Annotated in this window: 23 protein-coding genes; 16 read left to right on the top strand and 7 right to left on the bottom strand. The window is 62.1% G+C overall.

Annotation, left to right across the window (positions count from 1 at the left end):
- Window positions 1-40: 40 nt before the first annotated feature.
- Complete coding sequence (locus E0D86_RS20655) at window positions 41-1,336, bottom strand: NCS2 family permease (RefSeq protein WP_131651906.1); 1,296 nt, start codon at window positions 1,334-1,336, stop codon at window positions 41-43.
- A 356-nt stretch (window positions 1,337-1,692) separates the two neighbouring features.
- Here E0D86_RS20655 and E0D86_RS20650 point away from each other — a divergent pair, with 356 nt between their 5' ends.
- From E0D86_RS20650 to E0D86_RS20640, 3 genes are read left to right on the top strand one after another with little or no spacing between them, the layout of a single operon-like run.
- Entirely contained in the window at window positions 1,693-2,226 is a 534-nt protein-coding gene (locus E0D86_RS20650; RefSeq protein ID WP_131651905.1) for a (2Fe-2S)-binding protein, read from the top strand.
- On the top strand, window positions 2,223-3,209 hold the full coding sequence (locus E0D86_RS20645) for a xanthine dehydrogenase family protein subunit M (RefSeq protein WP_131651904.1): 987 nt from the start codon (window positions 2,223-2,225) through the stop codon (window positions 3,207-3,209). The genes E0D86_RS20650 and E0D86_RS20645 overlap by 4 nt, the downstream gene beginning before the upstream one ends.
- Window positions 3,206-5,410 (top strand): xanthine dehydrogenase family protein molybdopterin-binding subunit, encoded by a 2,205-nt coding sequence (locus tag E0D86_RS20640; RefSeq protein ID WP_131651903.1) that lies wholly within the window; start codon window positions 3,206-3,208, stop codon window positions 5,408-5,410. The genes E0D86_RS20645 and E0D86_RS20640 overlap by 4 nt, the downstream gene beginning before the upstream one ends.
- Window positions 5,411-5,595: 185 nt before the next feature.
- Here E0D86_RS20640 and E0D86_RS20635 read toward each other — a convergent pair whose 3' ends face one another.
- A complete protein-coding gene (locus E0D86_RS20635; RefSeq protein ID WP_131651902.1) occupies window positions 5,596-6,723 on the bottom strand; it encodes a class I SAM-dependent methyltransferase in 1,128 nt (375 codons plus the stop codon).
- 86 nt (window positions 6,724-6,809) lie between these two features.
- Between E0D86_RS20635 and E0D86_RS20630 the strand changes: the two genes are divergently transcribed.
- Window positions 6,810-7,586 carry a ferredoxin--NADP reductase gene (locus E0D86_RS20630; RefSeq protein WP_131651901.1) on the top strand — a complete coding sequence of 259 codons (777 nt, stop codon included), beginning with the start codon at window positions 6,810-6,812 and terminating at the stop codon, window positions 7,584-7,586.
- Between the two features lie 296 nt (window positions 7,587-7,882).
- Here E0D86_RS20630 and gdhA read toward each other — a convergent pair whose 3' ends face one another.
- The gene (gene gdhA / locus E0D86_RS20625) at window positions 7,883-9,220 is read right to left on the bottom strand and encodes an NADP-specific glutamate dehydrogenase (protein WP_131651900.1); all 1,338 of its coding nucleotides are present in this window, start codon (window positions 9,218-9,220) and stop codon (window positions 7,883-7,885) included.
- 280 nt (window positions 9,221-9,500) lie between these two features.
- On the opposite strand from gdhA, the gene E0D86_RS20620 reads away from it, so the two are divergent.
- Window positions 9,501-10,010: a gluconokinase gene (locus E0D86_RS20620; protein WP_131651899.1), complete on the top strand. Its 510-nt coding sequence runs from the start codon at window positions 9,501-9,503 to the stop codon at window positions 10,008-10,010.
- Window positions 10,011-10,101: 91 nt separating this feature from the next.
- Here the strand turns inward: E0D86_RS20620 and ettA are convergent, their stop codons facing one another.
- Window positions 10,102-11,769: an energy-dependent translational throttle protein EttA gene (ettA, locus tag E0D86_RS20615; RefSeq protein WP_131651898.1), complete on the bottom strand. Its 1,668-nt coding sequence runs from the start codon at window positions 11,767-11,769 to the stop codon at window positions 10,102-10,104.
- 216 nt (window positions 11,770-11,985) lie between these two features.
- Here ettA and E0D86_RS20610 point away from each other — a divergent pair, with 216 nt between their 5' ends.
- The 9 genes from E0D86_RS20610 to E0D86_RS20575 all read left to right on the top strand — a co-directional run bounded on the left by E0D86_RS20610 (window position 11,986) and on the right by E0D86_RS20575 (window position 22,203).
- The gene (locus E0D86_RS20610; protein WP_256681290.1) at window positions 11,986-14,985 is read left to right on the top strand and encodes an EAL domain-containing protein; all 3,000 of its coding nucleotides are present in this window, start codon (window positions 11,986-11,988) and stop codon (window positions 14,983-14,985) included.
- A gap of 179 nt (window positions 14,986-15,164) precedes the next feature.
- Window positions 15,165-16,418, top strand: a complete 1,254-nt coding sequence (glyA, locus tag E0D86_RS20605; protein WP_131651896.1) for a serine hydroxymethyltransferase — start codon at window positions 15,165-15,167, stop codon at window positions 16,416-16,418.
- A gap of 107 nt (window positions 16,419-16,525) precedes the next feature.
- Entirely contained in the window at window positions 16,526-17,878 is a 1,353-nt protein-coding gene (locus E0D86_RS20600; RefSeq protein ID WP_131651895.1) for a cache domain-containing protein, read from the top strand.
- Window positions 17,879-17,914: 36 nt separating this feature from the next.
- Entirely contained in the window at window positions 17,915-18,553 is a 639-nt protein-coding gene (locus E0D86_RS20595; protein WP_131651894.1) for a response regulator transcription factor, read from the top strand.
- Window positions 18,554-18,640: 87 nt separating this feature from the next.
- Window positions 18,641-19,102, top strand: coding sequence for an isoprenylcysteine carboxylmethyltransferase family protein (locus E0D86_RS20590; protein WP_131651893.1), 462 nt, complete (start codon window positions 18,641-18,643; stop codon window positions 19,100-19,102).
- 63 nt (window positions 19,103-19,165) lie between these two features.
- A complete protein-coding gene (locus tag E0D86_RS20585) occupies window positions 19,166-19,549 on the top strand; it encodes a PilZ domain-containing protein (RefSeq protein WP_131651892.1) in 384 nt (127 codons plus the stop codon).
- Window positions 19,550-19,580: 31 nt separating this feature from the next.
- A complete protein-coding gene (locus E0D86_RS21725) occupies window positions 19,581-19,709 on the top strand; it encodes a hypothetical protein (RefSeq protein WP_256681289.1) in 129 nt (42 codons plus the stop codon).
- Window positions 19,710-20,114: 405 nt separating this feature from the next.
- On the top strand, window positions 20,115-21,419 hold the full coding sequence (locus E0D86_RS20580; RefSeq protein ID WP_131651891.1) for a C4-dicarboxylate transporter DctA: 1,305 nt from the start codon (window positions 20,115-20,117) through the stop codon (window positions 21,417-21,419).
- Window positions 21,420-21,504: 85 nt separating this feature from the next.
- On the top strand, window positions 21,505-22,203 hold the full coding sequence (locus tag E0D86_RS20575) for a FadR/GntR family transcriptional regulator (RefSeq protein WP_131651951.1): 699 nt from the start codon (window positions 21,505-21,507) through the stop codon (window positions 22,201-22,203).
- A 111-nt stretch (window positions 22,204-22,314) separates the two neighbouring features.
- Here E0D86_RS20575 and radA read toward each other — a convergent pair whose 3' ends face one another.
- A complete protein-coding gene (gene radA, locus E0D86_RS20570) occupies window positions 22,315-23,676 on the bottom strand; it encodes a DNA repair protein RadA (protein ID WP_131651890.1) in 1,362 nt (453 codons plus the stop codon).
- A gap of 115 nt (window positions 23,677-23,791) precedes the next feature.
- Here radA and E0D86_RS20565 point away from each other — a divergent pair, with 115 nt between their 5' ends.
- Complete coding sequence (locus tag E0D86_RS20565) at window positions 23,792-24,226, top strand: CopD family protein (RefSeq protein WP_131651889.1); 435 nt, start codon at window positions 23,792-23,794, stop codon at window positions 24,224-24,226.
- Window positions 24,227-24,409: 183 nt separating this feature from the next.
- Here E0D86_RS20565 and E0D86_RS20560 read toward each other — a convergent pair whose 3' ends face one another.
- The gene (locus E0D86_RS20560; RefSeq protein ID WP_131651888.1) at window positions 24,410-24,667 is read right to left on the bottom strand and encodes a YdcH family protein; all 258 of its coding nucleotides are present in this window, start codon (window positions 24,665-24,667) and stop codon (window positions 24,410-24,412) included.
- Between the two features lie 219 nt (window positions 24,668-24,886).
- On the opposite strand from E0D86_RS20560, the gene mscL reads away from it, so the two are divergent.
- Window positions 24,887-25,297: a large-conductance mechanosensitive channel protein MscL gene (gene mscL, locus E0D86_RS20555; protein ID WP_131651887.1), complete on the top strand. Its 411-nt coding sequence runs from the start codon at window positions 24,887-24,889 to the stop codon at window positions 25,295-25,297.
- A 157-nt stretch (window positions 25,298-25,454) separates the two neighbouring features.
- Here mscL and E0D86_RS20550 read toward each other — a convergent pair whose 3' ends face one another.
- Window positions 25,455-26,486, bottom strand: a complete 1,032-nt coding sequence (locus E0D86_RS20550) for a cytochrome-c peroxidase (protein WP_131651886.1) — start codon at window positions 26,484-26,486, stop codon at window positions 25,455-25,457.
- Window positions 26,487-26,726: the final 240 nt, after the last annotated feature.

Below are 26,726 nucleotides of genomic sequence, written 5' to 3'. Positions count from 1 at the left end.
GAGCGGCGGTCCGCTTCAGCCCACCGATAACACCGCTAGCTCAGCCGTTGAAAAAGCCCAGCTTGATCACGAACAGAATCGACAGGATCCACATTGCCGGGCTCAGTTCGCGCCAGCGACCGGCCAGCAGCTTGACCGCGGTCCAGGCGATGAAGCCGAAGGCGATGCCGTTGGCGATGGAGAAGGTCAGTGGCATGGCCAGGGCGGCAACCACCACCGGCGCGGCGACGGTCATGTCGTCCCAGTCGATGCCGGCCAGGCTGCTCATCATCAGCACGGCGACGAACAGCAGGGCCGGCGCCGTGGCATAAGCCGGCACGGCACCGGCCAGCGGCGCGAAGAACAGGCTGAGCAGGAACAGCAGCGCGACCACGCAGGCGGTCAAGCCGGTGCGGCCGCCGGTACTGATGCCGGCGGCGGATTCGATGTAGCTGGTGGTGGTGGAGGTGCCGAGCGCCGCACCGGCCATGGTCGCGGTGCTATCGGCCAGCAGGGCGCGGCCCAGGCGCGGCATCTTGCCGTCCTTGTCCAGCAGATTGGCCTTCTGCGCCACGCCGATCAGGGTGCCGGAGGTGTCGAACAGATCGACGAAGAGAAAGGCGAAGATCACGCTGATCAGGCCGATATCCAGCGCGCCGGCGATATCCAGCTGCATGAAGGTCGGCGCCAGCGATGGCGGCATCGAGACCACGGCATCGAGCTCCGACAGCCCGAGCAGGATCGACAGGCCGGTCACCAGCAGGATGCCAATCATCACCGCGCCAGTGACCTTGCGGTACGCCAGCGCAGCGATGACGAAGAAGCCCAGGCAGGCCAGCAGGGGGCCGCCGGCAGAAAGGTCGCCCAGGCCCACCAGGGTGGCCGGGTTGTCCACCACGATGCCGGCGTTCTTCAGCGCGATGATCGCCAGGAACAGGCCAATGCCTGCCGCAATGCCGGCGCGCAGGGGCAGTGGAATGCTGTTGATGATCCATTCACGGATCTTGAAGATCGACAGCAGGAAGAAGATCGCACCGGAGAGAAACACTGCACCCAGCGCCGTCTGCCAGGTGTAACCCATGGTCAGCACCACGGTGTAGGTGAAGAAGGCGTTCAGGCCCATGCCCGGCGCCAGCGCGATCGGGTAGTTGGCCAGCAGCCCCATGATTGCCGAACCGATGGCACCGGCGAGACAGGTGGCGACGAACACCGCGCCGTGATCCATGCCGGTTTCGGCGAGGATGCTCGGGTTGACGAAGAGGATGTAGGCCATCGTCAGGAAGGTGGTGATACCGGCCAAAACCTCGGTGCGCAGCGTGGTGTTGTGCGCCTTGAGTTGGAACAGCTTCTCCAGCATGGTGAATCCCCTTGTGTGCCGGTCGTGGCCTGGCGGTTGGGTGATGTCTGCCTCTCGGGGGCAGTCTCGCTACAGCAAAGCCTATAAGCGGGTTACTCGCCAAGGCGGCGCATCTTACACCGGCCCCGCGGCGGGTTGAATTTCCCATTGCGTGACCAGCGGGTTTCGCCAGCTGGCACATCGATTGCCATCGCCTTACGGGCATTCGCTCACGGGCCACCCCGTCATCCGGCTGAACGTTCTTCCTGCCTGGGCAGTCGTACGCCAAGACGCACGGACAGCGCACCAGATGCCTGAGGTCCTCGGCGAACCTGCGCAGAACAGGTCGCGGATGACTCCCGAACCGTGAGGCTGCCATGAGCGAAACATCTTCCGCTGCAGGTGGGATTGCCGCCTGCTCCATTACCCTTGAGTTGAATGGCGAGAACCGCCAAGTCGAGGTCTATCCCTGGACCACGCTGCTCGATCTGCTGCGCGAACAGCTGTCATTGACCGGCACCAAAAAGGGCTGCGACCACGGTCAATGCGGCGCCTGTACGGTGTTGCTCAATGGCAAACGGATCAATTCCTGCCTGACCCTGGCGATCATGCACGACGGTGCGCAGCTGACCACTATCGAGGGCTTGGCCCGAGGCGAAGAACTGCATCCGATGCAGGCTGCCTTCGTCAGCCACGACGCCTTTCAGTGCGGCTATTGCACGCCAGGGCAGATTTGCTCGGCGGTGGGGCTGGTCGCCGAAGGTCACGCTCGGACACGCGATGAGCTACGCGAACAGATGAGCGGCAACCTGTGCCGCTGCGGCGCCTATCCGAACATCCTTGCGGCTATCGAAGACGCAATGCCGCAGACCCGCGACCGCCTGACCGCCGTACGGGAGGTAAAGCCGTGAATCCTTTCAGCTATGCGCGCCCCGCCGCGATCGACGAAGCCATAAGTCTGTTTCGCCCGGACAGCCGCTATATCGCCGGCGGCACCAATCTGCTCGATCTGATGAAGGAAAACGTCACCCGTCCGGCGCAGCTGATCGACATCACCCAGTTGCCGATGAGTGATATCGAGGAAACTGCCGATGGCGGTCTACGTATCGGCGCACTGGTGAGCAATTCGGATCTGGCCTGGCATCCGCGGGTGCAACAACACTATCCGCTGCTGTCCCAAGCGATTCTCGCCGGCGCCTCGCCGCAGCTGCGCAACATGGCCACCACTGGCGGCAACCTGTTGCAGCGCACCCGTTGTTACTACTTTTATGACAGCCCCACGCCGTGCAACAAACGTGAGCCCGGCAGCGGCTGTCCGGCGCGTGATGGCCTCAATCGCATTCACGCGATTCTCGGCCACAGCGAGGCCTGCATCGCGGTACATCCCTCCGACATGTGCGTGGCGCTGGCGGCACTGGAGGCCGTAGTGATTGTGCAGGGCCCGCAGGGCGAGCGGCGTATTGCCTTTGCTGATTTCCATCGCTTGCCCGATGAAACGCCGGAGCGCGACAACACGCTGGCCGAGGGCGAACTGATCACTGCAGTCGAGCTGCCGGCGCAGGGCTTTTCCGCACATTGCAGCTACCTCAAGCTGCGCGACCGCGCCTCCTATGCCTTTGCACTGGTCTCGGTCGCAGCCGCGCTGGAGCTGGACGGCGACACCATTCGCAGCGCCCGCATCGCCATGGGCGGCGTGGCGCATAAGCCGTGGCGCAAGCATGAAGCTGAAGCCCTGCTGATCGGCAAGGCGCCGGATGAGCCCGCCTTCACCGCAGCGGCCGATGCCCTGCTCGAAGGCGCCAGCGGCTTCGAGCACAACGCCTTCAAGATCGAGCTGAGCCGGCGCGTCATCGTCCGAGCCCTGACCGACGCCGCCAAAGGAGCCGCCCGATGAGACCCGCCACTTCCCCTTTTGGCCAGCCCATCGATCGCGTCGACGGACCGCTCAAGGTCACCGGCCAGGCACGCTATGCCGGCGAATTCCATGTGCCGGGCCTGCTCTATGGCAGCGTCGTCAACAGCGGCATTGCTCGTGGCCGGATCGTCAACATCGATGCCAGCGCGGCCGAAGCGGTGCCCGGCGTGGTGCTGGTGCTGACCCACCAGAATCGCCCGCCAATCGCCAGTTATGACGAACCTTACGAGGACGACGATGCGGCGGAAGGCTCGCCATTCCGTCCGCTGTTCAACGACCGCATCCTCTACAGCGGCCAGCCGATTGCGCTGGTGGTGGCGGAAAACCTCGAGCTGGCCCGTTATGCCGGCAGCCTGGTGCGGGTGGAATACGACCGCGAGCCCCACCGGACCGACCTGCTCAGTGAATTGCAAAACGCGCACAAGGCGCCGGCCGAACTGCCGCCGCCGCGTGGCGACGTGGACGCCGCGCTGCGTGGCACACCACTCAGGCTCGATCTGGAATACAGCACGCCGGTGGAACATCACAACCCGATGGAGCCGCACGCATCCACCGTTCACTACCTGCCCGAAGGCAAGCTGGAAATCTACGACAAGACCCAGGGCGTGCAGAACTGCATGCGCTATGTGGAAGGCGTGTTCGGCATGGAGGGTAAGATCCGCGTGCTCTCGCCCTTTGTCGGCGGCGCTTTTGGTTCCGGCCTGCGACCGCAGCATCAGCTGCCGCTGGCAGTGATGGCGGCGCTCAAGCTCAAGCGCTCGGTGCGCGTCACGCTCAAGCGCCAGCAGATGTTCACATTTGGTTATCGCCCGCGGACTGTGCAGCGTTTTGTCATCGGCGCGGCGGCCAACGGCCAGCTGGAGGCGATCAGCCACCAGGCGATCGGCCAGACGTCGTCGTTCGAAGACTTCACCGAACATGAAGTCGAGTGGTCGGGGATGCTTTATCAATGTCCCAACGTGAAGCTGGATTACCAGCTGGTGCCGCTGGACGTTTACACCCCTCTGGACATGCGCGCGCCCGGCGCGGCCATCGGCGTATTCGCCCTGGAATGCGCCATGGATGAGCTGGCCTATGCGGCAAAGGTCGATCCGCTAACGCTGCGCCTGACCAACTATGCCGAGCGCAACGGTAACGAGGACAAGCCCTATTCCAGCAAGGAACTGCGCCAGTGTTACGAGCAGGGCGCCGAACGCTTCGGTTGGTCGCACCGGTCGATGGAGCCGCGTTCCATGCGCGACGGTAATCAGCTGATCGGCTGGGGACTGGCCACCGGCGTCTGGGAGGCGATGCAGATGCCGGCCAGCGCCAAGGCCTGCATCGAGCCCGATGGCCGGCTCGTGGTTAGCAGCGCCACGGCGGATATCGGCACCGGCACCTACACGGTGATGACGCAGATCGCGGCGGCCGCTATGGGACTGCCGATGGAGCGCGTGGAGTTCCGCCTGGGCGATTCGAACCTTTCCCAGGCTCCGCTGGAGGGCGGCTCGGCGACCGTTTCCTCGGTGGGGAGCGCTGTGCAGCAGGCCTGTGAAGCGCTGTGCCAGAAGATACTGGATACCGCGCAGCAGACACCGGTGTCGCCGTTCACCGGAGCCAAACTCGACGACGTGGAGTTCGTCGACGGCCAGATGCGGCTGAAGGCGGCGCCCGCGCACAGCGTCGAGATCGAGCAGGTCGTCGCGGTCACTGGCGTACTCGAGGCCGAAGTGAGCATCGAACCGGGCGAGAAGCGCAACGAATATTCCACTGCCACGCATTCGGCCGTGTTCGTCGAAGTGCGGGTGGACGAGACGTTGGGCACCGTCAAGGTGAGTCGCGTGGTCAGCGCTGTGGCAGCCGGGCGCGTCGTCAACCCGAAAACAGCCGGTAACCAGATCGCTGGCGGCGTGGTCTGGGGCATCAGCCAGGCGCTGCACGAGGAGACCATGATCGACCACGCGCTGGGCCGCTACATGAACCACAACCTTTCCGAGTATCACGTTCCGGTGAACGCCGATATCGGTGAGGTGGACGTGATCTTCGTCGAGGAAAAAGACGAGATCGTCAACGCGCTCGGCTCCAAGGGCGTCGGCGAGATCGGCAATGTCGGTGTCGCGGCAGCGGTGGCTAATGCCATCTATCACGCCACGGGGAAACGGGTGCGGGATCTGCCGATCACGATGGATAAGTTGCTCTAGGGCGGCTGGAAGCGGTGAGCGTCTCTGGTGGGCTGAAGCCCACCCTACATTGGGGGGCGCGGAACGCTACAGCCCGTAGGGTGGACTTTAGACCACCACCATAGAGTGATACTGGCAGCCTCGTGGTGTCTGAAGCGGAGCGCCGCCCGGTCCACCCTGCGTGCTCAGGCGAACCGGTGCCTCGCTCACGCCTTGATCGCTCGCAGGATCACGAACTTGGGCGTCGCCGCGACTTGCTCGACCTTGCCGAACAGCCGTTTGAGTTTCAGGTGATAACCCAGATGGCGGTTACCGACGATCCACAGCTCGCCGCCCTTGCTCAGCGCCGCCTTGGCCTGGGTGAACATGCGCCAGGCGAGGAAGTCGCCGACCACCTGTTGCTGGTGAAAGGGTGGGTTGCACAGCACCAGATCCAGCGAGCCGGCCGGCTGTTCGGCCAGACCGTCACCAGCGCGAATGTCAGCGGGGCGTTCGCCGAGGATCGCCTGCCAATTCTCCTGGGCCGACTGCACCGCCATATAGCTCTCATCCACCAGCGTCAGTTGCGCCTGCGGATTGCTCAGCGCATAGACGATGCCGAGCACGCCGTTGCCGCATCCCAGATCCGCCACACGCAGATCGCCGAGTGCCTTGGGCAGGTGCGGCAGGAAGGCGCGCGTGCCGATGTCCAGGTCTTCGCGACAGAACAGGTTGGCGTGGTTGGTCAATTCGATGGCTGGCTGATCGAGACGGTAGCGCGTGGGGTAGGGCGATATTGGTACCGGTTTTTCGACGGGGGTCGCCGTCAGCAAACGCGCTTTCTTCACCGCCAGCGAGGCCTGCACCGGGCCGATGTACTTTTCCAGCAGATCGCCGGCTGCTCGCGGCAGATGCTTGATCATCGCAGCGGCGATTACCTGAGCGCCGGATGCCAGCTGGCCGTACAAACGAATCAGCTGTTCTTCCAGCAGTGCCAGGGTCTTGGGCACGCGAATCAACACCAAATCGAACGGGCCGCCGGCGACCTGGCTGGCGGGAATGAAGGCAACGCTGTCGGCCGGCATGCCGTTGCGTGCCAGATTCTTCTGCAACGCCAGGTTCGCGAGATGGGAGTCGCCGCTGCTGGTCACCTTCGCGTGGGGTGCCAGCGAGGCGGCCAGGGCGCCGAAACCGTCATTGAGTACCAGCACCCGCGCGTCGGCCGGCAACCCCTGCGCGTGTAGATGTGCGAGCAGATACTCGTCGGCGGCATCGAACGCCTGTAGTGGTTCGTTCGGTTGCTCGGGCTGGCGGATCAGGTCGAGGCGCGCATACGGGGATTCGAGAATAGGCATAAGAACTGGCGGTGTTTGTGGGCGTCGGAAAGGTGTATCAAGGGCCTAACCCTCGAATCCGCAGATGTCCGCGAAGGGAGCGAAGTATGACCGTCAGCGAAGAGAAGTTCACCCGCCAGCGCCTGCTCGAGGTGCAGACGTTGACGCCCAGCCTGTTCACCCTGCGCACCACGCGCGATCCAGGCTTCCGTTTCACCGCCGGACAGTTCGCCCGGCTGGGTGTGCGCAAGCCCAGTGGCAGCATCGTCTGGCGGGCCTATTCGATGGTGTCGGCACCGCACGACGAGTTTCTCGACTTCTTCTCCATCGTGGTGCCGGACGGCGAGTTCACCAGCGAGCTGAGCCGTCTGGAGCCCGGCGACGAGCTGCTGATCGACAAGCAGGCCTTCGGCTTTCTGACCTTGGACCGTTTTCCCGACGGGCGCGATCTCTGGTTACTGGCCACCGGTACCGGGCTGGCGCCGTTTCTCTCGATCCTGCAGGGTTTAGAGGTGTGGGAACGCTTCGAGCGCATCGTGCTTGTCTACAGCGCACGTACTGAAGCGGAGCTGGCATATCAGCAGCTGATCCGCGAACTGCCGGAGCGCGAATATCTGGATGGGCTAGGCAGCAAGCTGACCTACCTGCCGGTCGTTACCCGCGAGCAAGTACCCGGTGCGCTGAACGGGCGCATCACCACGCTGATCGAAAGCGGCGAGCTGGAGCGCGCCGCCGATCTGAAGCTGGAGCCGGAGCATTCGCGCATCATGCTCTGCGGCAACCCGCAGATGATTGAAGATACCCGCACCATCCTCAAGACACGCGACCTCAACCTGGCGCTAACCCGCAGGCCGGGTCAGGTGGCGGTGGAGAATTATTGGTAAGGGAAAACCGAAAAGCGCTGGAGGCTTTAAGGCTGGACGAAGAAGCGTAGGGTGGACTTCAGCCCAATGTTCCGAGCTTGAGGCTGTCGTGGTGGGCTAAAGCCCACCCTACGGTTGCGGGCGCATTTGGTGTCAATAGGTAGGGTGGGCTTCAGCCCACCAACCTTGCTGTTGTCGCGGTGGACTGAGGCGGAACGCCGCCGGCCCGCCCTACAAAGCCAGCCTTAGAAAACGAAAAACCCCCGCCGGACGATCCGGCAGGGGCTTTGCTTTCAGCTTCAGGCTTCCAGCTGCTTTTAAACCACGCCCTGCGCCAGCATGGCGTCCGCAACCTTGACGAAGCCGGCGATGTTGGCGCCTTTGACGTAGTTGATGCGGCCGTTTTCTTCGCCGTAGGCGACGCAGGCGTGATGGATGGACTGCATGATGCTGTGCAGCTTGGTGTCCACCTCGCCGGCGGTCCAGTGCAGGCGCATGGCGTTCTGGCTCATTTCCAGGCCGCTACAGGCCACGCCGCCGGCGTTGGAGGCTTTGCCCGGCGCGTAGAGGATGCCGGCCTCGATGAACAGATCCACCGCTTCCAGGGTGGAAGGCATGTTGGCGCCCTCGGCCACACAGATGCAGCCGTTTTTCAGCAGTGTGCGGGCATCTTCGCCGTCCAGTTCGTTCTGAGTGGCGCAGGGCAGGGCGATGTCGCACGGCAGGCCCCACGGGCGCTGGTCGGCCAGATAGGACACGCCGAAGTGAGCACCCATTTCTTCCAGGCGACCGCGACGCACGTTTTTCAGGTCCATGAGGTAGGCCCACTGCTCTTCGGTCATGCCGTCAGCGAAATGCAGGGTGCCGCCCGAGTCGGAAAGGGAAATGACCTTGCCGCCCATCTCCATGACCTTCTGCGCGGCGTATTGCGCGACGTTGCCGGAGCCGGAAATCGAGACTCGCTTGCCTTCGAAGCTGCTGCGTACGCTCTTGAGCATTTCTTCTGCGAAGTAGACGCAGCCGTAGCCGGTGGCTTCCGGGCGAATCAGGCTGCCGCCGTAGGCCAGGCCCTTGCCGGTAAGGACCGAAGTGAACTGGTTGGACAGGCGTTTGTACTGGCCGAACATGAAGCCGATTTCACGTCCGCCGACACCGATGTCACCAGCCGGCACGTCGAGGTCGGCGCCGATGTGGCGATACAACTCGCTCATGAACGACTGGCAGAAGCGCATGACTTCGTTGTCGCTCTTGCCCTTGGGGTTGAAGTCCGAGCCGCCCTTGCCGCCGCCCATGGGTAGCGAGGTCAGGGAATTCTTGAAGACCTGTTCGAACGCGAGAAATTTAAGAACGCCGACGTTGACCGAAGGGTGGAAGCGCAGGCCGCCTTTGTAGGGGCCGATGGCGCTGTTCATCTGAATGCGGAAACCGCGGTTGACCCGTACCTGACCCTGGTCGTCGACCCAGGGCACCCGGAACATGATTGCCCGCTCGGGCTCGACCATCCGCTCCAGAATCCCGGCTTGCATGTAGCGCGGGTTGGCTTCCAGAAAGGGCCAGAGGCTGCGAACGACCTCTTCTACGGCCTGATGGAACTCTGGTTGGTGGGGGTCGCGCTGCTTAACACGGGCAAGAAAGGCGTCAACGGATTCGATCATTTAAAGAGCCCTCGTCGGACCGCTAGCAGCAGTCATTAAAATTTTTTTGGGCGGCGACTCTAACAAACAACTTTTGCACCGTGAAGGTGCCACATGGTCCGAAGTGTCGCATCTTGGTGCGTGAATGGTCCGGTGCGGCTGTGAACTGCGCGCCGCGAAGCAAGGAACTTCGGTGCGCCCGTATGACCGAAAAAAGAAGGCGTGCGTGCCTTGGCGCGGCGCTGGGGGTCTGTCGCTGGCCTCGAATTTTTAACTGCCGGAAGAAAACCAAGGGGTGCAAGTGATTGTCGTGATCATGGGTGTATCTGGAAGCGGCAAAACGACCATTGGCGAGCAGTTGGCCGCTCGTCTGGGGTGCGGTTTCTCGGATGCCGATGAGTATCACGGACCTGCCAACAAGGCGAAAATGGCCGCCGGAATCCCGCTCACCGATGAGGATCGCCAGCCTTGGTTGCAAGCGATGCATGAAGCCATCGCCGAACGGGCACGCCAGGGAAGGGATCATGTGTTCGCCTGCTCGGCGCTCAAACGTCGATATCGCGATGTGCTGCGTGGCGAAGTTGCCGATGTGAGACTGGTTTTTCTGCAGGGGCCTCGTGACGTGCTGGAGGAGCGCATCGCCAATCGTCGCGGGCATTTTTTCGCATCTGCGCTGTTGGATGATCAGCTCGCCAATCTCGAGCCGCCAGAGAAGAGCGAGGCGCTGATCATGGATATCCGCCATGAACCGGACGCGCTCGTCGAGCAGATCGTCAAGGCGCTTGCTGCGACAGGATGCAACCAGGACTAGCGTTATGGCTCGCTTGGCCCGCATCGAGGCTCGGCCCTTCTGACCAGTAAGAAAGCCGATACGAAAACGGAGCCTTTCGGCTCCGTTTGCGTTACTGCGCCAACTTCTTGTATTTGACGCGATGCGGCTGAGCGGCGGCGTCGCCCAAGCGCTTCTTGCGGTCGGCCTCGTACTCGGTGTAGTTCCCCTCGAAGAAGACGATATCGCCGTTGTCCTCGTAGGAGAGGATGTGCGTGGCGACCCGGTCCAGGAACCAGCGGTCGTGGGAAATCACGATCGCCGCGCCGGGGAAGTCCAGCAAGGCTTCTTCCAGTGAACGCAACGTTTCCACGTCGAGGTCGTTGGACGGTTCATCGAGCAGCAGCACGTTGGCGCCTTCCTTGAGCGTCAACGCCAGATGCAGGCGACCGCGCTCACCACCGGACAGGTCCTTGACGAACTTCTGCTGGTCACCGCCCTTGAAGTTGAAACGCCCCACGTAGGTGCGCGACGGCACTTCATAGCTGCCGATGCGGATCATGTCGGAGCCGTCGGACACCGCTTCCCACACCGTCTTGCTGCCATCCAGGTCCTCGCGGCTCTGGTCCACGCAGGCGACCTGCACGGTGTCGCCGATTTCGATGCTGCCCGAGTCCGGCTGCTCCTTGCCCATGATCATGCGGAACAGCGTCGATTTGCCCGCGCCGTTGCCGCCGATCACGCCGACGATGGCACCCTTGGGCATGCTGAACGAAAGGTCTTCGATCAGTACGCGATCGCCGTAGCCCTTGGTCACGTTCTTGAAGTCGATGACCTTGTCGCCCAGGCGCGGCCCGGCCGGGATGTAGATTTCGTTGGTTTCGCTGCGCTTCTGGAATTCCTGCGATTGCATTTCCTCGAAGCGCTGCAAGCGTGCCTTGGACTTGGACTGGCGGGCCTTGGCGCCTTTACGCACCCACTCCAGTTCTTCCTTCATGGCCTTCTCATGGGCCGACTGCTGTTTGGATTCCTGGGCCAGACGGTTGGATTTGGTTTCCAGCCAACCGGAGTAGTTGCCTTCGTAAGGGATGCCCGCGCCGCGGTCGAGTTCGAGAATCCAGCCAGCGACGTTGTCGAGGAAGTAACGGTCGTGGGTGATCGCCACCACGGTGCCGGGGAAGTCGTGGAGGAAGTGTTCCAGCCAGGCCACCGAGTCGGCGTCCAGGTGGTTGGTCGGTTCGTCCAGCAGCAACATGTCGGGTGCCGAGAGCAGCAGGCGGCACAGCGCGACACGGCGCTTTTCGCCACCGGACAGGTGCTCGACCTTGGCGTCCCAGGGCGGCAGACGCAGGGCGTCGGCGGCTACTTCCAGCTGGCGCTCCAGGTTGTGGCCGTCGCTGGCCTGCAGGATGGCTTCGAGCTTGGCCTGTTCGGCGGCCAGCTTGTCGAAGTCGGCATCGGGTTCAGCGTAGGCAGCGTAGACCTCATCGAGGCGCGCCTGGGCGTCCTTGATGCTGCTGACTGCTTCTTCAACCACGTCGCGAACCGTTTTGCTCGGGTCGAGCTCGGGTTCCTGGGGCAGGTAACCCACGTTCAGGTCGGGCATCGCCCGCGCCTCTCCGTCGAACTCCTTGTCGACGCCGGCCATGATTCTCAACAGCGTGGATTTACCCGCGCCGTTGAGACCGAGCACGCCGATCTTGGCGCCAGGGAAAAAGGACAGGGAAATGTTCTTGAGAATCTCGCGTTTCGGCGGAACGACCTTGCTCAGCCGATGCATGGTATAGACGTATTGAGCCATGGAAACGAATGCCCGTGACAAAGAAATAGAGGAAGGAAGACCCCGTCGCAGGGACGGGTCAGAACAGTTCGGCAAAGCTACCGGAATGCTCATGGCAGGGCAAACCACCGGCCATGCCTCAGTGTGATGGCATTTTGCCGCTCAACGGGGCATCATTGCGTTCTTTTCGCGTTAGCTGTATGGCTTTTCTCGCCTTATCACATAGGTCCGATCCGCTTGGCCGATACTGATCCCCTTCAGCCGCGCTCGTCCCGTCCCGAGTGGTTCACCAGGCTCGGCCAGCTGGCGGGCCGGGTGTTTAGCCGCTGTTTGTCGCCCCGGCGTTCTGTTTCCCGTTGGCAAGCGTTGCGCTATTCGGACTCCATACTGGACGCCATCGAAGAGCGTATCGTCATCAGCGACCTCACCGGTCGGCTGCAGTATCTCAATAGCCAGGCCGGGTCGATGTTCGGCCTGAACAATCGAGACGTGGGACGTTATCGACTGCAGGAGCTGCTGCCGACGCTCTGCCGCGATGCATTCGAGGCCGGAGATCCGCGCTCCGATCTCGATTTGGAGCCCGTGCGCCGGCTGCAGGATGGGGAAACACACCTATATTCCATGACCCGCCGAGCACTGTGCCTGGGCGGCAATGCGCAGCCTTCCGGTTTCGTCTGGGTCATGCGCGACATCACGCGTGAGCAGCAGGCGCAGAAAGCGCTGGCGGAGCGGGAGCGCTTCTGGTCCGAGGTGCTGCGTGCGGTGCCCGACACGCTTTACGTGCAGGATCTAGCGGCGGGCAAGCTGCTGTTCAGTAATAACAATCTGGCCTCGCGCCTGGGTTACAGCGAAGAGGAGCGTGGCGAGGAAGCCAATTTCTTCTGGCAGCGCATCAGTCACCCGGACGACCAGGAATACATCGCGCGGCTGCTCGCCCTGCGCGGCTCGATGACCGACGGTCAGAGCCAGGAATCTCTGCTGCGTTGGCGCCATCGTAACGGCAAATGGCATTGGTTCAGCGTTTCCGAACAGGTGCTGGCGCGCGATGAGCAGGGACGGGTGCAGCGGCTGATCGGCGTGGCCCGGGACGTCACCGCCAATATCGAGCACAGCCATTCCCTGCGTGTCAGTGAACGTCGGTACCGCATGCTGGCCGACAGCCTGCGCGATCTGATCTTCACCACTGACAGCGCGGTACGCATCAATTACATCAGCCCATCGGTGCAGACCATGCTGGGCTACAGGCCGGAATGGGTGGCTCGTCATGGTCTGGATCGGGTGGTGACCAAGCCGCGCCAGGCCGCCGGGTTCTACGATTTGATGCGCCGAGTGCGCAAGGCTTCGGCCAATCCGGCAGCGATCGCTGAGCTCGGCCAGAGCCTGCAAGGCGAAATGCTGTACTTCGATTGCGTGGCCGCCGACGGTCGCACGCTCGCGCTCGAGTTGCGAGTCATGTTGCTCTGGAACGAGAACAATCGTTTCGATGGCACTTTGTGCATCGCCCGTGACATAAGCGAGCAGCGCCAGGCGGAGAAGGCGCTGCGCCGCGCGGCGACGGTATTCGACCATTCCACCGCCGCTATCGTGGTCACCGATCCTGCTGGCCAGATCGTCCAGGTCAACGCGGCGTTCCAGCGCATCACCGGTTATCGCACCGACGAGATACTGGGCAAGCTGCCGACTGCCCTCAGCGCGGATCGACAGCAAGCCAACCAGATGACCTTCGTTCGCGACAAGATTCTTCAAGCCGGCACCTGGGAAGGCGAGTTTTGGCTCAAGCGCAAGGAGGGCGAAACCTATCCGTGCTGGGTCGGCATTACCGCCGTGCGCGACGCTGAGAACGACCTGGTCAGCTACGTCTGCTTCTTTAGCGACATGAGCGAGCGCAAGGCCAGCGAGAAACGCATCCATCGCCTGGCCTATTACGATGGCCTGACTCAGTTACCCAACAGGACGCTGTTCCAGGACCGCCTGCACAGCAGCCTGCAACTGGCCGCACGGCGCGGTGGCTGGGTGGTGCTGATGTTTCTCGACCTGGATCGGTTCAAGCCAATTAACGACTCGCTGGGCCACGCCGCGGGCGATCGGATGCTCAAGGATGTCGCCGCGCGACTGGCTTCGTGCGTCGACGAGGACGATACGGTGGCGCGCATGGGCGGTGACGAGTTCACCTTTCTTCTGCGCCCAAGCGGCGACCGCGATGAAGCCCTGAGCCGTGCAATTCAGGTTGCCGAACGCATTCTGGCCAGCCTGGCCGAGCCATTCGTGCTGTCGGGTCGGGAGTTCTTCGTCACCGCCAGCATCGGCATCGCGCTCAGCCCGCAGGATGGCAACGACCTCAGCCAGTTGATGAAGAACGCCGATACGGCGATGTACTACGCCAAGGAGCGCGGCAAGAACAACTTCCAGTTCTACCAGGCCGAGATGAATGCCCGCGCGCTGGAACGTTTAGAACTGGAAAGCGATCTGCGCCACGCGCTCGAGCAGCGGCAGTTGGTGCTGCATTACCAGCCGCAATTCCTCGTCGATGGCCACACCCTGACCGGCGTGGAGGCGCTGTTGCGTTGGCAGCACCCACTGCGTGGCCTGGTACCGCCAGACGATTTCATCCCGGCGCTGGAAGAGCTTGGGCTGGTGGTGGAAGTCGGCGACTGGGTGCTCCGCGAAGCCTGCCGGCAGATCGTCGAGTGGCAGGCGCAGGGGCTGGTCGTGCCGAAAGTCTCGGTGAACCTTTCCGCCAGGCAGTTCGCCGATGGTCGGCTCGGTCAGCGCATCGCGGCGATTCTGGCGTCCAGCGACATCCTGCCGGGCCGGCTGGAGCTGGAGCTGACCGAAAGCATTCTGATGCAGGATGTGAATGGAGCGATGCGCACCCTCGACTCGCTCAAGCGCCTCGGACTCTCCCTTGCGATCGACGATTTCGGCACCGGCTATTCCTCGCTGAATTATCTGAAGGCGTTCCCTATCGACGTGCTGAAGATCGACCGCAGCTTCGTCGACGGCGTGCCGGCGGGCGAGCAGGACACGCAGATCGCTCACGCAATCATCGCCATGGCGCACAGCCTCAGACTGTCAGTGATCGCCGAAGGAGTGGAAACACAGGCGCAGCTGGATTTTTTGCGCGAGCATGACTGCGATGAAGTGCAGGGTTACTTCCTCGGCCGACCGATGCCGGCCGACGGGTTGTCGATCTATTTGAGTGAGGATCGGACGATCGACAGAACTGTCGCAGACTAAGCGTGGTGCGCGAAACGCCGACCGTATTTTTCGCAACGACCAGCTTTCCAGTCTTCTGCGCTTTTCCCGTCTCAGCATTCATGTTGCCCATGACCACAGTTCATACCCGCGATCTGGTGGATGGGGTAGAATCCGCGCCTCTCTTTTATCCAACGCCAGCTGATTCTCAGGGGACCGCCATGTTCAGCCGTGATTTGACCCTCGCCAAATACGACGCCGATCTTTTCGCTGCCATGGAGCAGGAAGCCCAGCGCCAGGAAGACCACATCGAGCTGATCGCCTCGGAGAACTACACCAGCCCGGCGGTGATGGAAGCCCAGGGTTCGGTGCTGACCAACAAGTACGCCGAAGGCTATCCGGGCAAGCGCTACTACGGTGGTTGCGAGCACGTCGACGTGGTCGAGCAGCTGGCCATCGATCGCGCCAAGGAGTTGTTCGGCGCCGACTACGCCAACGTTCAGCCGCACGCCGGTTCCCAAGCCAACGCCGCCGTCTATCTGGCGCTGCTCAGCGCCGGTGACACCATCCTCGGTATGAGCCTGGCCCACGGCGGTCACCTGACCCACGGTGCATCCGTTTCCTCCTCCGGCAAGCTGTACAACGCCGTGCAGTACGGCATCAACGATCAGGGTCTGATCGATTACGACGAAGTCGAGCGTCTGGCCGTCGAGCACAAGCCGAAGATGATCGTTGCCGGCTTCTCCGCTTACTCGCAAAAGCTGGATTTCCCGCGCTTCCGCGAGATCGCCGACAAGGTCGGTGCCTACTTGTTCGTCGACATGGCCCACGTGGCCGGCCTGGTTGCCGCAGGCGTCTACCCGAACCCGGTGCCCTTCGCCGACGTGGTCACCACCACCACCCACAAGACCCTGCGCGGCCCGCGCGGCGGCCTGATCCTCGCCAAGGCCAACGCCGAGATCGAGAAGAAGCTCAACTCCGCCGTCTTCCCCGGCGCCCAGGGCGGCCCGCTGGAGCACGTGATCGCCGCCAAGGCCGTGTGCTTCAAGGAAGCCCTGCAGCCCGAGTTCAAGGAATACCAGCAGCAAGTGGTGAAGAACGCCCAGGCCATGGCCGAAGTGTTCATCCAGCGCGGCTTCGACGTGGTCTCCGGCGGCACCCAGAACCACCTGTTCCTGCTGAGCCTGATCAAGCAGGACATCACCGGTAAGGACGCCGATGCGGCCCTGGGCAACGCTCACATCACCGTGAACAAGAACAGCGTGCCGAACGATCCGCGCTCGCCTTTCGTCACTTCGGGCCTGCGCATCGGTACTCCGGCGGTCACCACCCGTGGCTTCAAGGAAACCGAGTGCCGTGATCTCGCCAGCTGGATCTGCGACATCCTCGACAAGATGGGGGATGAGTCGGTGATCGAAGCGGTGCGCGGCAAGGTCGAGACGGTCTGCGCCAAGTTCCCGGTCTACGGTAAGTAATAGTCAGCGCAGCATGGAGAAGCCCGGTTATTTGCCGGGCTTTTTCGTTTTTACCAGATGACGATCCGGCAGCGTTCAGCAAGATTCGTGTTATCCGGAGGCGCTCGATGCAGCTCAGACACAAGATCGCCGCACTCAGCATCCTGCCATTGCTGCTGGCCGTGGCGGTGGTCTGCGCGCTGGTGCTGTTTCAGAACCAGCGCCTCGGTGAGCAACAGGCGCAACTGATCGAAAGCAGCATCCTGGCGAGCAAGCAGGCCGAGTTGAAGAACTACGTCGAAATGGCCCTCAGCACCATCGCGCCGCTCTACGACGCTGGCCTCGATGATGAGGAAACCCAGCGGAAGGTGCTCGCCGCGTTAGGACGCTTCAGTTTCGGTAGTGACGGTTACTTCTTCGTCTACGACCGTAATGGGCGCAACCTGATGCATCCGCGGCAGAGCGAGCTGGTCGGCAAGGATCTTTGGCACATGACCGATCCCAACGGTCTGCCGGTGATCCAGGCCCTGATGCACAGCGCCCAGACCGGCAAGGGCTTCCAGCGCTACATCTGGCAGAAGCCCTCGACCGGACAGTTCGCGGCGAAACTGGCCTATGTGGTGATGCTCGAACGCTGGGGCTGGATGCTCGGTACCGGCATCTATCTCGAGGATGTGGATCAGGCGATTCTGCAGGTGCGCGAAGAGGTCGCCGCCGGCATCCACACCACCATGCTGGCGATTGCCGCCGTGGCGTTGGTAGCCGTTTTGCTGGTTTTCGCTAGCGGGCTGACGCTGAACGTCAGTGAGCGACGGTTGGCCGACCGCAAGTTGCAGCTGCTGACTCAGCGCATCGTCAGCCTGCAGGAGGAAGAGCGCTCACGCGTATCCCGAGAGTTGCACGACGGTATCAGTCAGTTGCTGGTATCGACAAAGTTCCAGTTCGAGCTGGCCAGCCACGAACTGGCCAGCGGCAATCCCAAGGCACAGACGACCCTGGATGCAGGTGTCGAGCGGCTGGCCGGGGCGATTGGCGAGGTGCGGCGAATCTCCCATGATCTGCATCCCTCGCTGCTTGACACGTTGGGATTATCGGCGGCGATTGGCCAGCTCGTGGCCGAGTTCGAGCAGCGCAGCGGGCTGAAGATGCGATACAGCAATGCGCTTGGCGACGGAGATCCGGACGATTCGGTGGCCGTCGCGCTGTTCCGGGTCTTGCAGGAGGCGCTGACCAATATCGACCGGCACGCCGCGGCGCAGTCTGTTCATATCAGCCTGGACGGGGACGAAGCCTCGGTGCGCTTGCGCGTTCGAGACGACGGCATCGGCTTTGACCCGCGTCGGCTCGATAGCATGAAGGGCAGCGGTATCGGCCTGCGCAACATCCGTGAACGGGTGGAGCACTTCGGTGGACGTTTCAGTCTGCTATCGGCCGCCGGCGGTACCGAGCTGGACGTGACCTTGCCGGCACGGGCCGGCTGACAAACATGGGTATCCAAATAATAAGAGGCTCGCTCGATGAACCCGAAAGCTCGCATAAAGGTGGTACTGATCGACGATCATGCCTTGGTTCGGGACGGCATCCGCGCGCTGCTGATGGCCGTGCCCGAACTGGATGTAGTAGGGGAGGCCGGCTGCGGTGCAGAGGCGATCGACCTGCTCGAACGTGTGTCGGCAGACGTGGTGCTGATGGACATTGGGCTAAAGGACGTCAATGGCCTCGAACTGACGCAATCGCTGCGCGAGCGCTTTCCAGGGATTCGCGTGCTGATTCTGAGCATGTACGACAATCAGGAGTACGTGACCACCTCGGTGAAAGTCGGCGCCCACGGTTACGTGCTGAAGGATGCGCCATCGCGCGAAATCATCGTCGCAATCGAGGCGATTGCTGCCGGTAACACCTACTACAGCGAAGGGATTGCCGAGAAACTGGCCAGCCGCGGCGGCGAAGAGCGCGAACTGACGCCACGCGAGCGCGAGGTGTTGCTCATGCTCGCCCAGGGGCATAACAACAAGACCATGGCGCGTGCGCTGCAAATCAGTGTTCGGACGGTGGAAACCCATCGGCTGAGCATCCGCCGCAAGCTCGATATCGATCGGCCTGCGGATCTGATGAAGCATGCGATGGTGCATGGCTGGTTACCGGGACAGCACTAACGGCGTTTGTCACGCTCAAACGCAGGCGGTGTGGTCCGTTGGCCACTGCTGCGATATCGAATGCAACCAATAGTCTCCGGAATCTACATGCCTGACAAATCACTCGGAGTGAGGCCTCCGCCTCCGCTGGTCTACCTGATCTTCATCGGCTCTGCCTGGGGATTGTCGAGCGGGGTGCCGCTCGACCTGCCGGTGCATGAGCTGGCGTCCTGTGCCGGCTGGGCCTCGATTGTGATAGGCGTCCTGCTGATGGTCTGGGCGGCATGGGAGATGTTTCGCCATCGCACCACCATCAACCCCTATGGCAAGCCGAGCAGCCTGTTGCAGAGCGGGCCGTTCGGCTTTTCGCGCAACCCGATCTACTTGGCCGATACGATGATCTATTGCGGCATTGCGCTGCTGCTTGCCAGTCTCTGGCCCTGGCTGCTACTACCCTTGCTGTTTCTCTGCATGCAGCGCACCGTGATCGTTCACGAAGAGCATTTGCTGACGAGTCTGTTTGGCGACGAATACCGCGCCTACCGGCGGCGAGTGCGCCGCTGGCTCTGAGCGCCGCTTTGGCAGGGCGGGCTCGTCTTGTCAGTTCACAGAAGTTTACCGGGAGCTGAAATCATGACCGAAAACACCCACGACCGTCGGCGCTTCCAGCGTATCGACTTCGACGCCGTAACGGAGCTCGCTCAGGGGCAGAACCGCTGGCCGGTGGAGCTGCACGATCTGTCATTGAAAGGATTGCTGGTCCATCGCCCGGCAAGCTGGGATGCCGACCCCGCGCAACCCTTCCATGCGCGGATTCGTCTATCCGACGATGCGGAGGTGCGCATGGAAGTCGAGATGGCGCATGCCGAAGGCGAGCTGATCGGCCTGGTCTGTCGCCATATCGATGTCGAATCGATCAGCCATTTACGGCGTCTAGTCGAACTCAATCTGGGTGATGAAACGCTGCTTGATCGCGAGCTGGCCGCGCTTGGCGAGCGTGACGACGCGAGCCGATAGAGCAAAAAATCAGAAAACGCTGGAAGGCTGAATGAAAGACGCCTGGGGTTCGACAGACATGTGGGGGCGCGACCTGTTCTCCAGTGTTGAACGCTTTTTGAACAGCGTGTCCAGCGCCTACCGGAACCGCACCATGCGGCCCCGTCGACGCATGCGTTGACGCGTCGCCCTTGGCGCGATGGCGCGCTTGGAATTGTGCTGACGGTCTCCGTCCAGGCACTCAGGGCACGGGCGATTCTCGCCGGACGAGCCTGCTCGCCAAACATTAATAAATCCGTGGAGCGCCGGACTCAGCCGACGAGCCGGGGTCTGTTGCTGCAACGTGCGCTGAAGCGCCTGGCGATCGCGATTTCGCATCGCAGTCTCCAAGCGAGCCATGGGGATGGGTGAGCTCGGTTATCGCTGGTAAGACCGGTCAGCCCAATTTTCAGATTATCTCTTGACTTTACGCGTTAGGTCGCCAGAGACTGGCCTCGCATTGGACATACCGGTAAGACCACAATAATCAAGTTCTGGCTCCGTACTCAGGTCGCGGAAGCTAGAGCGCCGACTAGAGATCCTTCCCATGCTCAAATGGTGCTCGCGTTCGATATTCCTTCAAGTTGTTCTGGGGTTGGTGCTTGGCATCGCCTGCGGACTCAGCTTTCCTGAATTTTCCACTCAGCTCAAACCTTTGGGCGATGGCTTTATCAAGCTGATCAAGATGCTGATCGGCCTGATCGTCTTCTGTGTTGTCGTCAGTGGTATTTCCGGTGCCGGTGACTTGAAAAAGGTGGGCCGCATAGGTCTCAAGTCGGTCATCTATTTCGAGGTGCTGACCACCATCGCGCTGGTGATCGGGTTGGTGCTGGCATTCAGTACTGGTGTCGGCAGTGGCGCCAATATTCATCTCGATGAACTGGCCGCTGCCGATATCGCCGGGTTCGCCGAGCGTGGCCAGCAGATGCAGGGAACGACCGACTTCCTGTTGGCGCTGATTCCTTCGTCCGTCATCGGTGCCTTTGCCGAGAACAATATTCTTCAGGTGCTGCTCTTCTCGGTCCTGTTCGGTAGCGCATTGAATCTTGTGGGCGAACCGGCTGCCGGCATTTCGAGGCTGATCAATGAGCTGAGCCACGTGATCTTCCGCATCATGGGCATGATCGTGCGCCTGGCGCCGATCGGCGTGTTCGGTGCGATTGCATTCACGACTAGCAAATACGGCCTGGAGTCGCTGCAGCATCTGGGCGGCCTGGTTGCGCTGTTCTACGTCACCTGCATCGCCTTTGTCATGCTCGTCCTAGGTTTCGTGATGCGCTTGTCCGGGCTGAGAATCGTGCCGCTGTTCAAGTATCTGCGTGAAGAACTGACCATAGTCCTCGGAACGGCGTCGTCGGATGCGGTGTTGCCGCAGATCATGCGCAAGCTTGAGCATCTGGGTATCGGCAGCTCGACTGTCGGGCTGGTCATCCCGACTGGTTATTCATTCAATCTGGACGGCTTTTCCATCTACCTGACACTGGCCATCGTGTTCATCGCCAACGCAACCGGAACGCCGCTGGCGACCTCCGATCTGTTGACGATACTGCTGGTTTCTCTGATTACCTCTAAAGGCGCCCATGGCATTCCCGGTTCGGCTCTGGTCATCCTCGCCGCGACCCTGACGGCCGTACCGGCAATTCCGGTGGTGGGGCTGGTACTGGTGCTGGCAGTGGATTGGTTCATGGGCATCGGCCGTGCATTGACCAACCTGATCGGCAACTGTGTCGCTACGGTGGCTATCGCTCGCTGGGAAAAGGATATCGACCTCGAGCGGGCGAACAAGGTACTGGCTGGTAATGAGGGTTACGGCTTCCAGGCTCTCAAGGCTAACTCACCGCTCCAGCATTGAGGGGCGGCAGCTCAGGGCTTGAGTCTGTCAGCGTTGGGCTGACAGACTCGGTTGGCCGATACTTGGAATTTTCATGGAGCGAACGGTGATTACCTCGCGGACAGTTGTCGATTCAATTGTAGAGAAGCTTCGTTCCGCGCTGACCCAGGGGCAATGGCGGTCAGGTGAAATGCTGCCCGGGCAGCGTGAACTCGCCGAGCAGTGGGGCATCAGCCGTCCGAGCCTGCGCGAGGCGATCATCGTCCTGGAAACCCAGGGGCTGTTGCGCACCATGCCCGGCAAAGGGGTCGTCGTGCTCGATGCGCCAAGCGTACCGGCGGCCCAGGGGAGCGTCGCCGTCGCCAGCCTGGAGCACGTTCTGCAGCTTCGCTACTCCCTCGAACCCTTCATCGTCGGACTCGTGGCGCAGGCCATCAGCAGCAAGGAGGTTGGCCAGTTGCGGCTTATCCTGATGGACATGCGCGAGGCCCTCGACGCCAGCGACAGTGAGGCGGGCGCCAACGCGTACATCGCCTTTCACGAGGAGCTGTTTACCCTGACATCCAACCCGATTTTTCAGAATGTGGTGCAACAGACCAGCATTGCGCTCAAGCAGAGCGCGGACATGCTGCGCAATTCTCCCGAGCATCTGGCAGAGCGGCTGGAGGAAAACGAAGCAGTAGTGCGCGCCATACGCAACAAGAACAGCGCCGTGGCCAGTGCCGCGATGCGCCGACACATTCTCATGGAGGGAACGAGGATGGGCGTTCAGTTGAATATCCCGGAAGAGCAGCCGGGGCTGTAGTCCAAGCCGGCTCAGGCGCGATCGGCCTCGAACTTGGCGTGCATGCTTGGCGTCAGCTCATGGGGCGCAGCCGAGCAACAGCCGTTGCTGACCGGTACCTGAGTCGTTTCGCTACTCGAACAGCGCATCCAGCGCCTGCTCCAGACGCGTCACCGCGATGATCTGCAGCCCTGCCGGCGCTTCCTTCGGCGCGTTGCCCTTGGGCACGATGGCGCGTTTGAAACCGTGCTTGGCCGCTTCCTTCAGGCGTTCCTGGCCGCTGGGTACCGGGCGGATTTCGCCGGACAGGCCGACCTCGCCGAATACCAAAAGGTCAGTATCAAGTGGGCGGTTGCGCAGGCTGGAAATTACCGCCGCCATCAGCGCCAGATCCGCCGCGGTCTCCAGCACTTTTACGCCGCCGACAACGTTGATGAACACGTCCTGGTCGTAGGTCGGGATGCTGCCGTGGCGGTGCAGCACGGCCAGCAGCATGGCCAGGCGGTTCTGGTCCAGGCCCAGGGTGACGCGGCGCGGGTTGGCCAGGTGGCTGGTATCCACCAGCGCCTGCACCTCCACCAACATCGGCCGAGTGCCTTCCCAAGTGGCCATGACCACGCTGCCGGGCACCGCTTCCTGGGCGCGGGTGAGGAAGATCGCCGAGGGGTTGGTGACTTCCTTCAGGCCCTTGTCGGTCATGCCGAACACGCCCAGCTCGTTGACCGCACCGAAGCGATTCTTCACCGCGCGCAACAGGCGCAGGCGGCCGTCGGACTCTCCCTCGAAATACAGCACGGTGTCGACCATGTGCTCCAGCACGCGCGGGCCGGCCAGCGCGCCTTCCTTGGTCACGTGGCCGACCAGGAAGATCGCCGTGCCGCTCTGCTTGGCGAAGCGCACCAGCAGCGCCGCGCTTTCCCGTACCTGGGCAACGCCGCCGGGCGCCGATTGCAGCTGCTCGGTGAAAATGGTCTGGATCGAGTCGATCACCATCACCTTGGGCTTTTCCAGCCGCGCGGTGGCGATGATGGATTCGATGCAGGTTTCGGTCATGACCTTGAGCTTGTCCTGCGGCAGGTCCAGCCGCCGCGCGCGCATGGCCACCTGCTGCTGGGATTCCTCGCCGGTGACATAGAGCGCCGGGAAGCGCTGGGCGATAGCGCAGAGTGTCTGCAGCAGGATGGTGGACTTGCCGATGCCCGGATCACCGCCGATAAGCACCACTGAACCGTCCACCAGGCCGCCGCCGAGCACACGGTCCAGTTCACCGGACGCGGTGGAAAAGCGCGGCACTTCTTCGACGCTGACTTCGGCCAGAGTCTTGATGTTGGCCTGCTCGCCCGCCCAGCCGGCACGGCCCGATGGCGGGGCGGCGCCGTCGATGATCGTTTCGACAAGGGTGTTCCAGGCGCCGCAATCGCCGCACTGGCCGGCCCATTTGGGAAAGGTCGAGCCGCACTCGGTGCAGCCGTACATGCGCTTGGCCTTGGCCATGGGAACTCCGCGTCGGGGAAATGGAGTCGCATGATAACGGCTGGCTTGATCGGCATCAGCCACAAGCGGCGCGCGAACGGCCAGACTGTGGGCAAACGACCAGGAGTGAAGTGCCATGCGCCATCTGTTGTTTCTGCATTTGCTGGGCGCCAGCGTCTGGGTCGGCGGCCATCTGGTGCTGCTGTTCAGCGTATTGCCCGGCGCGTTGCGCGGTCGTGACGTGCAGCCGGTGCGCCATTTCGAGCAGCTTTACGAACGGGTCGGCATTCCTGCCTTGCTGGTGCAGATCATCACGGGCGTCTGGCTGGCCCGGCGCTGGTTGCCGCATTCGCAGTGGTTCGGCGACTCACCCATCGCTCACCTGGTCCAGGCCAAGCTGGTCTTGCTAGCGCTTACTGCTGCGCTAGGCGTGCACGCGCGGCTGGCGCTGATTCCGAAGCTGGACGCGCAGCGCCTGCCGCAGTTGGGCGTGCATATTGTGCTGATTACCCTGACGGCGGTGGCGTTCGTCTGGGTCGGGTCGGGATTCCGGTTTGGTGGGTTGTTCTAGACCGATCACCATCTACGAACGCCATTCGCCAGCAAGCTCGCTCCTAAAGGTATAACGCGGTCTCTGCTTTTGTAGGAACAGCGAGGCTGCCTAGTCTTGCTGCGAAGATCTATAAACACGGCTCGGCGGCAAGTGAAAAAAAAGCCCGCCATAACTGCGGGCTTCGGCTGTATTTGTGGGCACTTAGCCGCAGCAGCCGCCACAGCAACTGCCGGAGGCACGCTTGAGGTCTCGGGCAATATCGTCCTTCAAGGTCTCACGCTCCTGCTTGAGCGCCTCGAGCGCTGCGTCGTCCATGTCTGCGGCGCTGCTGATCCGCTTGTCCAGCGCTTCGTATTCCTCAGTCTTACGGGCGAAGACTGGGTTTTCCATGCGCAGTTTTTGCAGCTGCTCGCGTTTTTCTGGGAAGTCCTTGATCAATGCGTGATGTTCGACGTGCATGGAGCTGCTCCGGGGATGTACAGGGGAGCAGCTACCTTAGCGTTGCGGCCGATTTACCCGGTTGACGACGATCAAGCGATCGATATCCTCGCGCTCCAGCCGTCGGAGTGCGGCCCGCTCTGGTATGCGATCCGAAGGGTGCCTATGCTCTACAACGGTTGTTACGCCGTATTACGACGGCATTCCGATGCAAGCCAATTACCGTAAGGATTTTTCGATATGAGTCTGATCAGCGAATTCAAGGCGTTTGCCGTCAGGGGCAATGTGATCGACATGGCCGTGGGCATCATCGTCGGTGCAGCCTTCACCAAAATCGTTTCGTCCTTCGTGGCGGATGTGGTCACTCCGCCGCTGGGATTGTTGATCGGCGGTGTGGACTTTTCGGACCTGGCAATCGTGCTCAAGGAGGCCGTGGGCGATACGCCGGCAGTCACTCTGAGCTACGGGAGCTTCATCCAGACAATATTCGACTTCACCATCGTAGCCTTCGCCATCTTCCTGGCGGTCAAGGCCATCAACCACCTCAAACGCAAGGAAGCCGAAGCGCCATCGGCCCCGCCAGCGCCCTCCAAGGAAGAGGTACTGTTGACCGAAATTCGCGATGCGTTGCGCGCGCAGAACCGGTCCTGAATCGCCTCCCTAGCGCCCGAGCCGCCGCCGCCCCCTGCTCGGGCCAGGTCGGTGCCCGGGAGGAGCCGTTCAAGGCGAGCTGAGCGGTTCGCTCACTGGGGTGGTAAAGGGATACTGAAAGGAACTCCCGGCGCGGGCGCCGGGGAAGCAGAGTGGCTTATTCCGGCTTCGGCGTGGTCGCCGTGCTAGCCGGTAGTAGCGGATAGGCCACCTGCGGTTGCTCACCGGTCAGGCTGTGCAGGAAGGCAGTGATGGCCTTGACCTCGTCATCCTTGAGCTGACGACCGAGCTGGCTGTCACCCATAATGGCCACGGCCTGTTCAAGATCCCACACCTCGCCGCTGTGGAAGTACGGCGGCGTCAGCGCGATGTTGCGCAGCGGCGCGGCGCGGAAGACGTACTCGTCGGCGGCGGTGTTGGTTACGGCGAAGCGACCCTTGTCATCTTCCGGCAGGATGTCGGCGCCCGGCTTCTTGATCACGCCGAAGGGGAAGTAGCTCTGGCCGCCGACGTTGACGCCGTTGTGGCAGGCGATGCAGCCGGCATCCATGAACAGCGCCAGGCCTTCCTTCTGCTGCGCATCCAGCGCCTCGTCGTCACCCTTGAGGAAGCGGTCGAACGGCGAGTTGGGCGTGGTCAAGCTAACTTCGAAGGCCTCCAGGGCATAGGCCATATTGTCGAAGCTGACCGGGTCCTTGTCCTTGGGGAACGCCTTGGTGAACTCGGCGACATATTCGGGAATGCTCTTGAGCGTCGCTTCCACGCGCTCCGGCGTGCTGTTCATCTCGACGCTGGCCTGGACGGGGCCTTTGGCCTGTTCCTGCAGGTCCTTGGCGCGGCCATCCCAGAACTGCGCGGCGTTGAATACGGCGTTGAGCACGGTCGGCGAGTTGCGCGGCCCTTTCTGCCAGCCATGGCCGATGGAGGTGGTGACGTTGTCGCTGCCGCCGATGCTGAGGTTGTGGCAGGTGTTGCAGCTGATCACGTGGCTGCGCGACAGGCGCGGATCGAACCACAGCTTGTGCCCAAGTATCGCCTGGTCTTCGCTGACGGTCTGGCCACGGACTTCGGTGACCTTATCCGGGATCGGCTGGAAAATGGCGTTGGCGCGGTCGCGCAGTTCGTCGGCATGGGCGGTGCCGGCGACCAGCAGCAAACCGCTGAGCAGCAGAGGAAGTGGGGCGCTCATCAGTGGGGCTCCTTATAGATGTTGGCAGGTTCTAGGAGGCCTGTTTCCGTCGAGCGACGGCTTGATTCAGGTCAAGCGATAGCGAGCTTCAGACGCTTGCTATCAATTAGCTCGCTACTAAATGTTTCGACGTTAGTTGCGTTGAAGCCCGGTGATCTGGTCAAGAAAAATGCCCACTCGATCTTCCGCCTCTGAGCCGCGCGCTTGTCGTACGCCGTCTCGGGGCGCTCGCCTGCCAGC

This window comes from Pseudomonas sp. IC_126 (genome assembly GCF_004331835.1).
Taxonomy (GTDB): domain Bacteria; phylum Pseudomonadota; class Gammaproteobacteria; order Pseudomonadales; family Pseudomonadaceae; genus Stutzerimonas.
The sequence above is the reverse complement of the archived record's forward strand: the minus strand, read 5'-3'. Positions and strand labels throughout refer to the sequence as shown.

Excerpts from the sequence above, each read along its gene's own strand:
- E0D86_RS20640 (WP_131651903.1), top strand. The coding sequence starts at position 3,206 with ATGAGACCCGCCACTTCCCCTTTTGGCCAGCCCATCGATCGCGTCGAC.
- E0D86_RS20580 (WP_131651891.1), top strand. The coding sequence starts at position 20,115 with ATGCTCAAATGGTGCTCGCGTTCGATATTCCTTCAAGTTGTTCTGGGG.
- radA (WP_131651890.1), bottom strand. The coding sequence starts at position 23,676 with ATGGCCAAGGCCAAGCGCATGTACGGCTGCACCGAGTGCGGCTCGACC.
- glyA (WP_131651896.1), top strand. The coding sequence starts at position 15,165 with ATGTTCAGCCGTGATTTGACCCTCGCCAAATACGACGCCGATCTTTTC.
- E0D86_RS20650 (WP_131651905.1), top strand. The coding sequence starts at position 1,693 with ATGAGCGAAACATCTTCCGCTGCAGGTGGGATTGCCGCCTGCTCCATT.
- E0D86_RS20590 (WP_131651893.1), top strand. The coding sequence starts at position 18,641 with ATGCCTGACAAATCACTCGGAGTGAGGCCTCCGCCTCCGCTGGTCTAC.
- E0D86_RS20600 (WP_131651895.1), top strand. The coding sequence starts at position 16,526 with ATGCAGCTCAGACACAAGATCGCCGCACTCAGCATCCTGCCATTGCTG.
- E0D86_RS20585 (WP_131651892.1), top strand. The coding sequence starts at position 19,166 with ATGACCGAAAACACCCACGACCGTCGGCGCTTCCAGCGTATCGACTTC.
- ettA (WP_131651898.1), bottom strand. The coding sequence starts at position 11,769 with ATGGCTCAATACGTCTATACCATGCATCGGCTGAGCAAGGTCGTTCCG.
- E0D86_RS20560 (WP_131651888.1), bottom strand. The coding sequence starts at position 24,667 with ATGCACGTCGAACATCACGCATTGATCAAGGACTTCCCAGAAAAACGC.
- E0D86_RS20550 (WP_131651886.1), bottom strand. The coding sequence starts at position 26,486 with ATGAGCGCCCCACTTCCTCTGCTGCTCAGCGGTTTGCTGCTGGTCGCC.
- E0D86_RS20565 (WP_131651889.1), top strand. The coding sequence starts at position 23,792 with ATGCGCCATCTGTTGTTTCTGCATTTGCTGGGCGCCAGCGTCTGGGTC.
- E0D86_RS20635 (WP_131651902.1), bottom strand. The coding sequence starts at position 6,723 with ATGCCTATTCTCGAATCCCCGTATGCGCGCCTCGACCTGATCCGCCAG.
- gdhA (WP_131651900.1), bottom strand. The coding sequence starts at position 9,220 with ATGATCGAATCCGTTGACGCCTTTCTTGCCCGTGTTAAGCAGCGCGAC.
- E0D86_RS20630 (WP_131651901.1), top strand. The coding sequence starts at position 6,810 with ATGACCGTCAGCGAAGAGAAGTTCACCCGCCAGCGCCTGCTCGAGGTG.
- E0D86_RS20595 (WP_131651894.1), top strand. The coding sequence starts at position 17,915 with ATGAACCCGAAAGCTCGCATAAAGGTGGTACTGATCGACGATCATGCC.
- mscL (WP_131651887.1), top strand. The coding sequence starts at position 24,887 with ATGAGTCTGATCAGCGAATTCAAGGCGTTTGCCGTCAGGGGCAATGTG.
- E0D86_RS20655 (WP_131651906.1), bottom strand. The coding sequence starts at position 1,336 with ATGCTGGAGAAGCTGTTCCAACTCAAGGCGCACAACACCACGCTGCGC.
- E0D86_RS21725 (WP_256681289.1), top strand. The coding sequence starts at position 19,581 with ATGAAAGACGCCTGGGGTTCGACAGACATGTGGGGGCGCGACCTGTTC.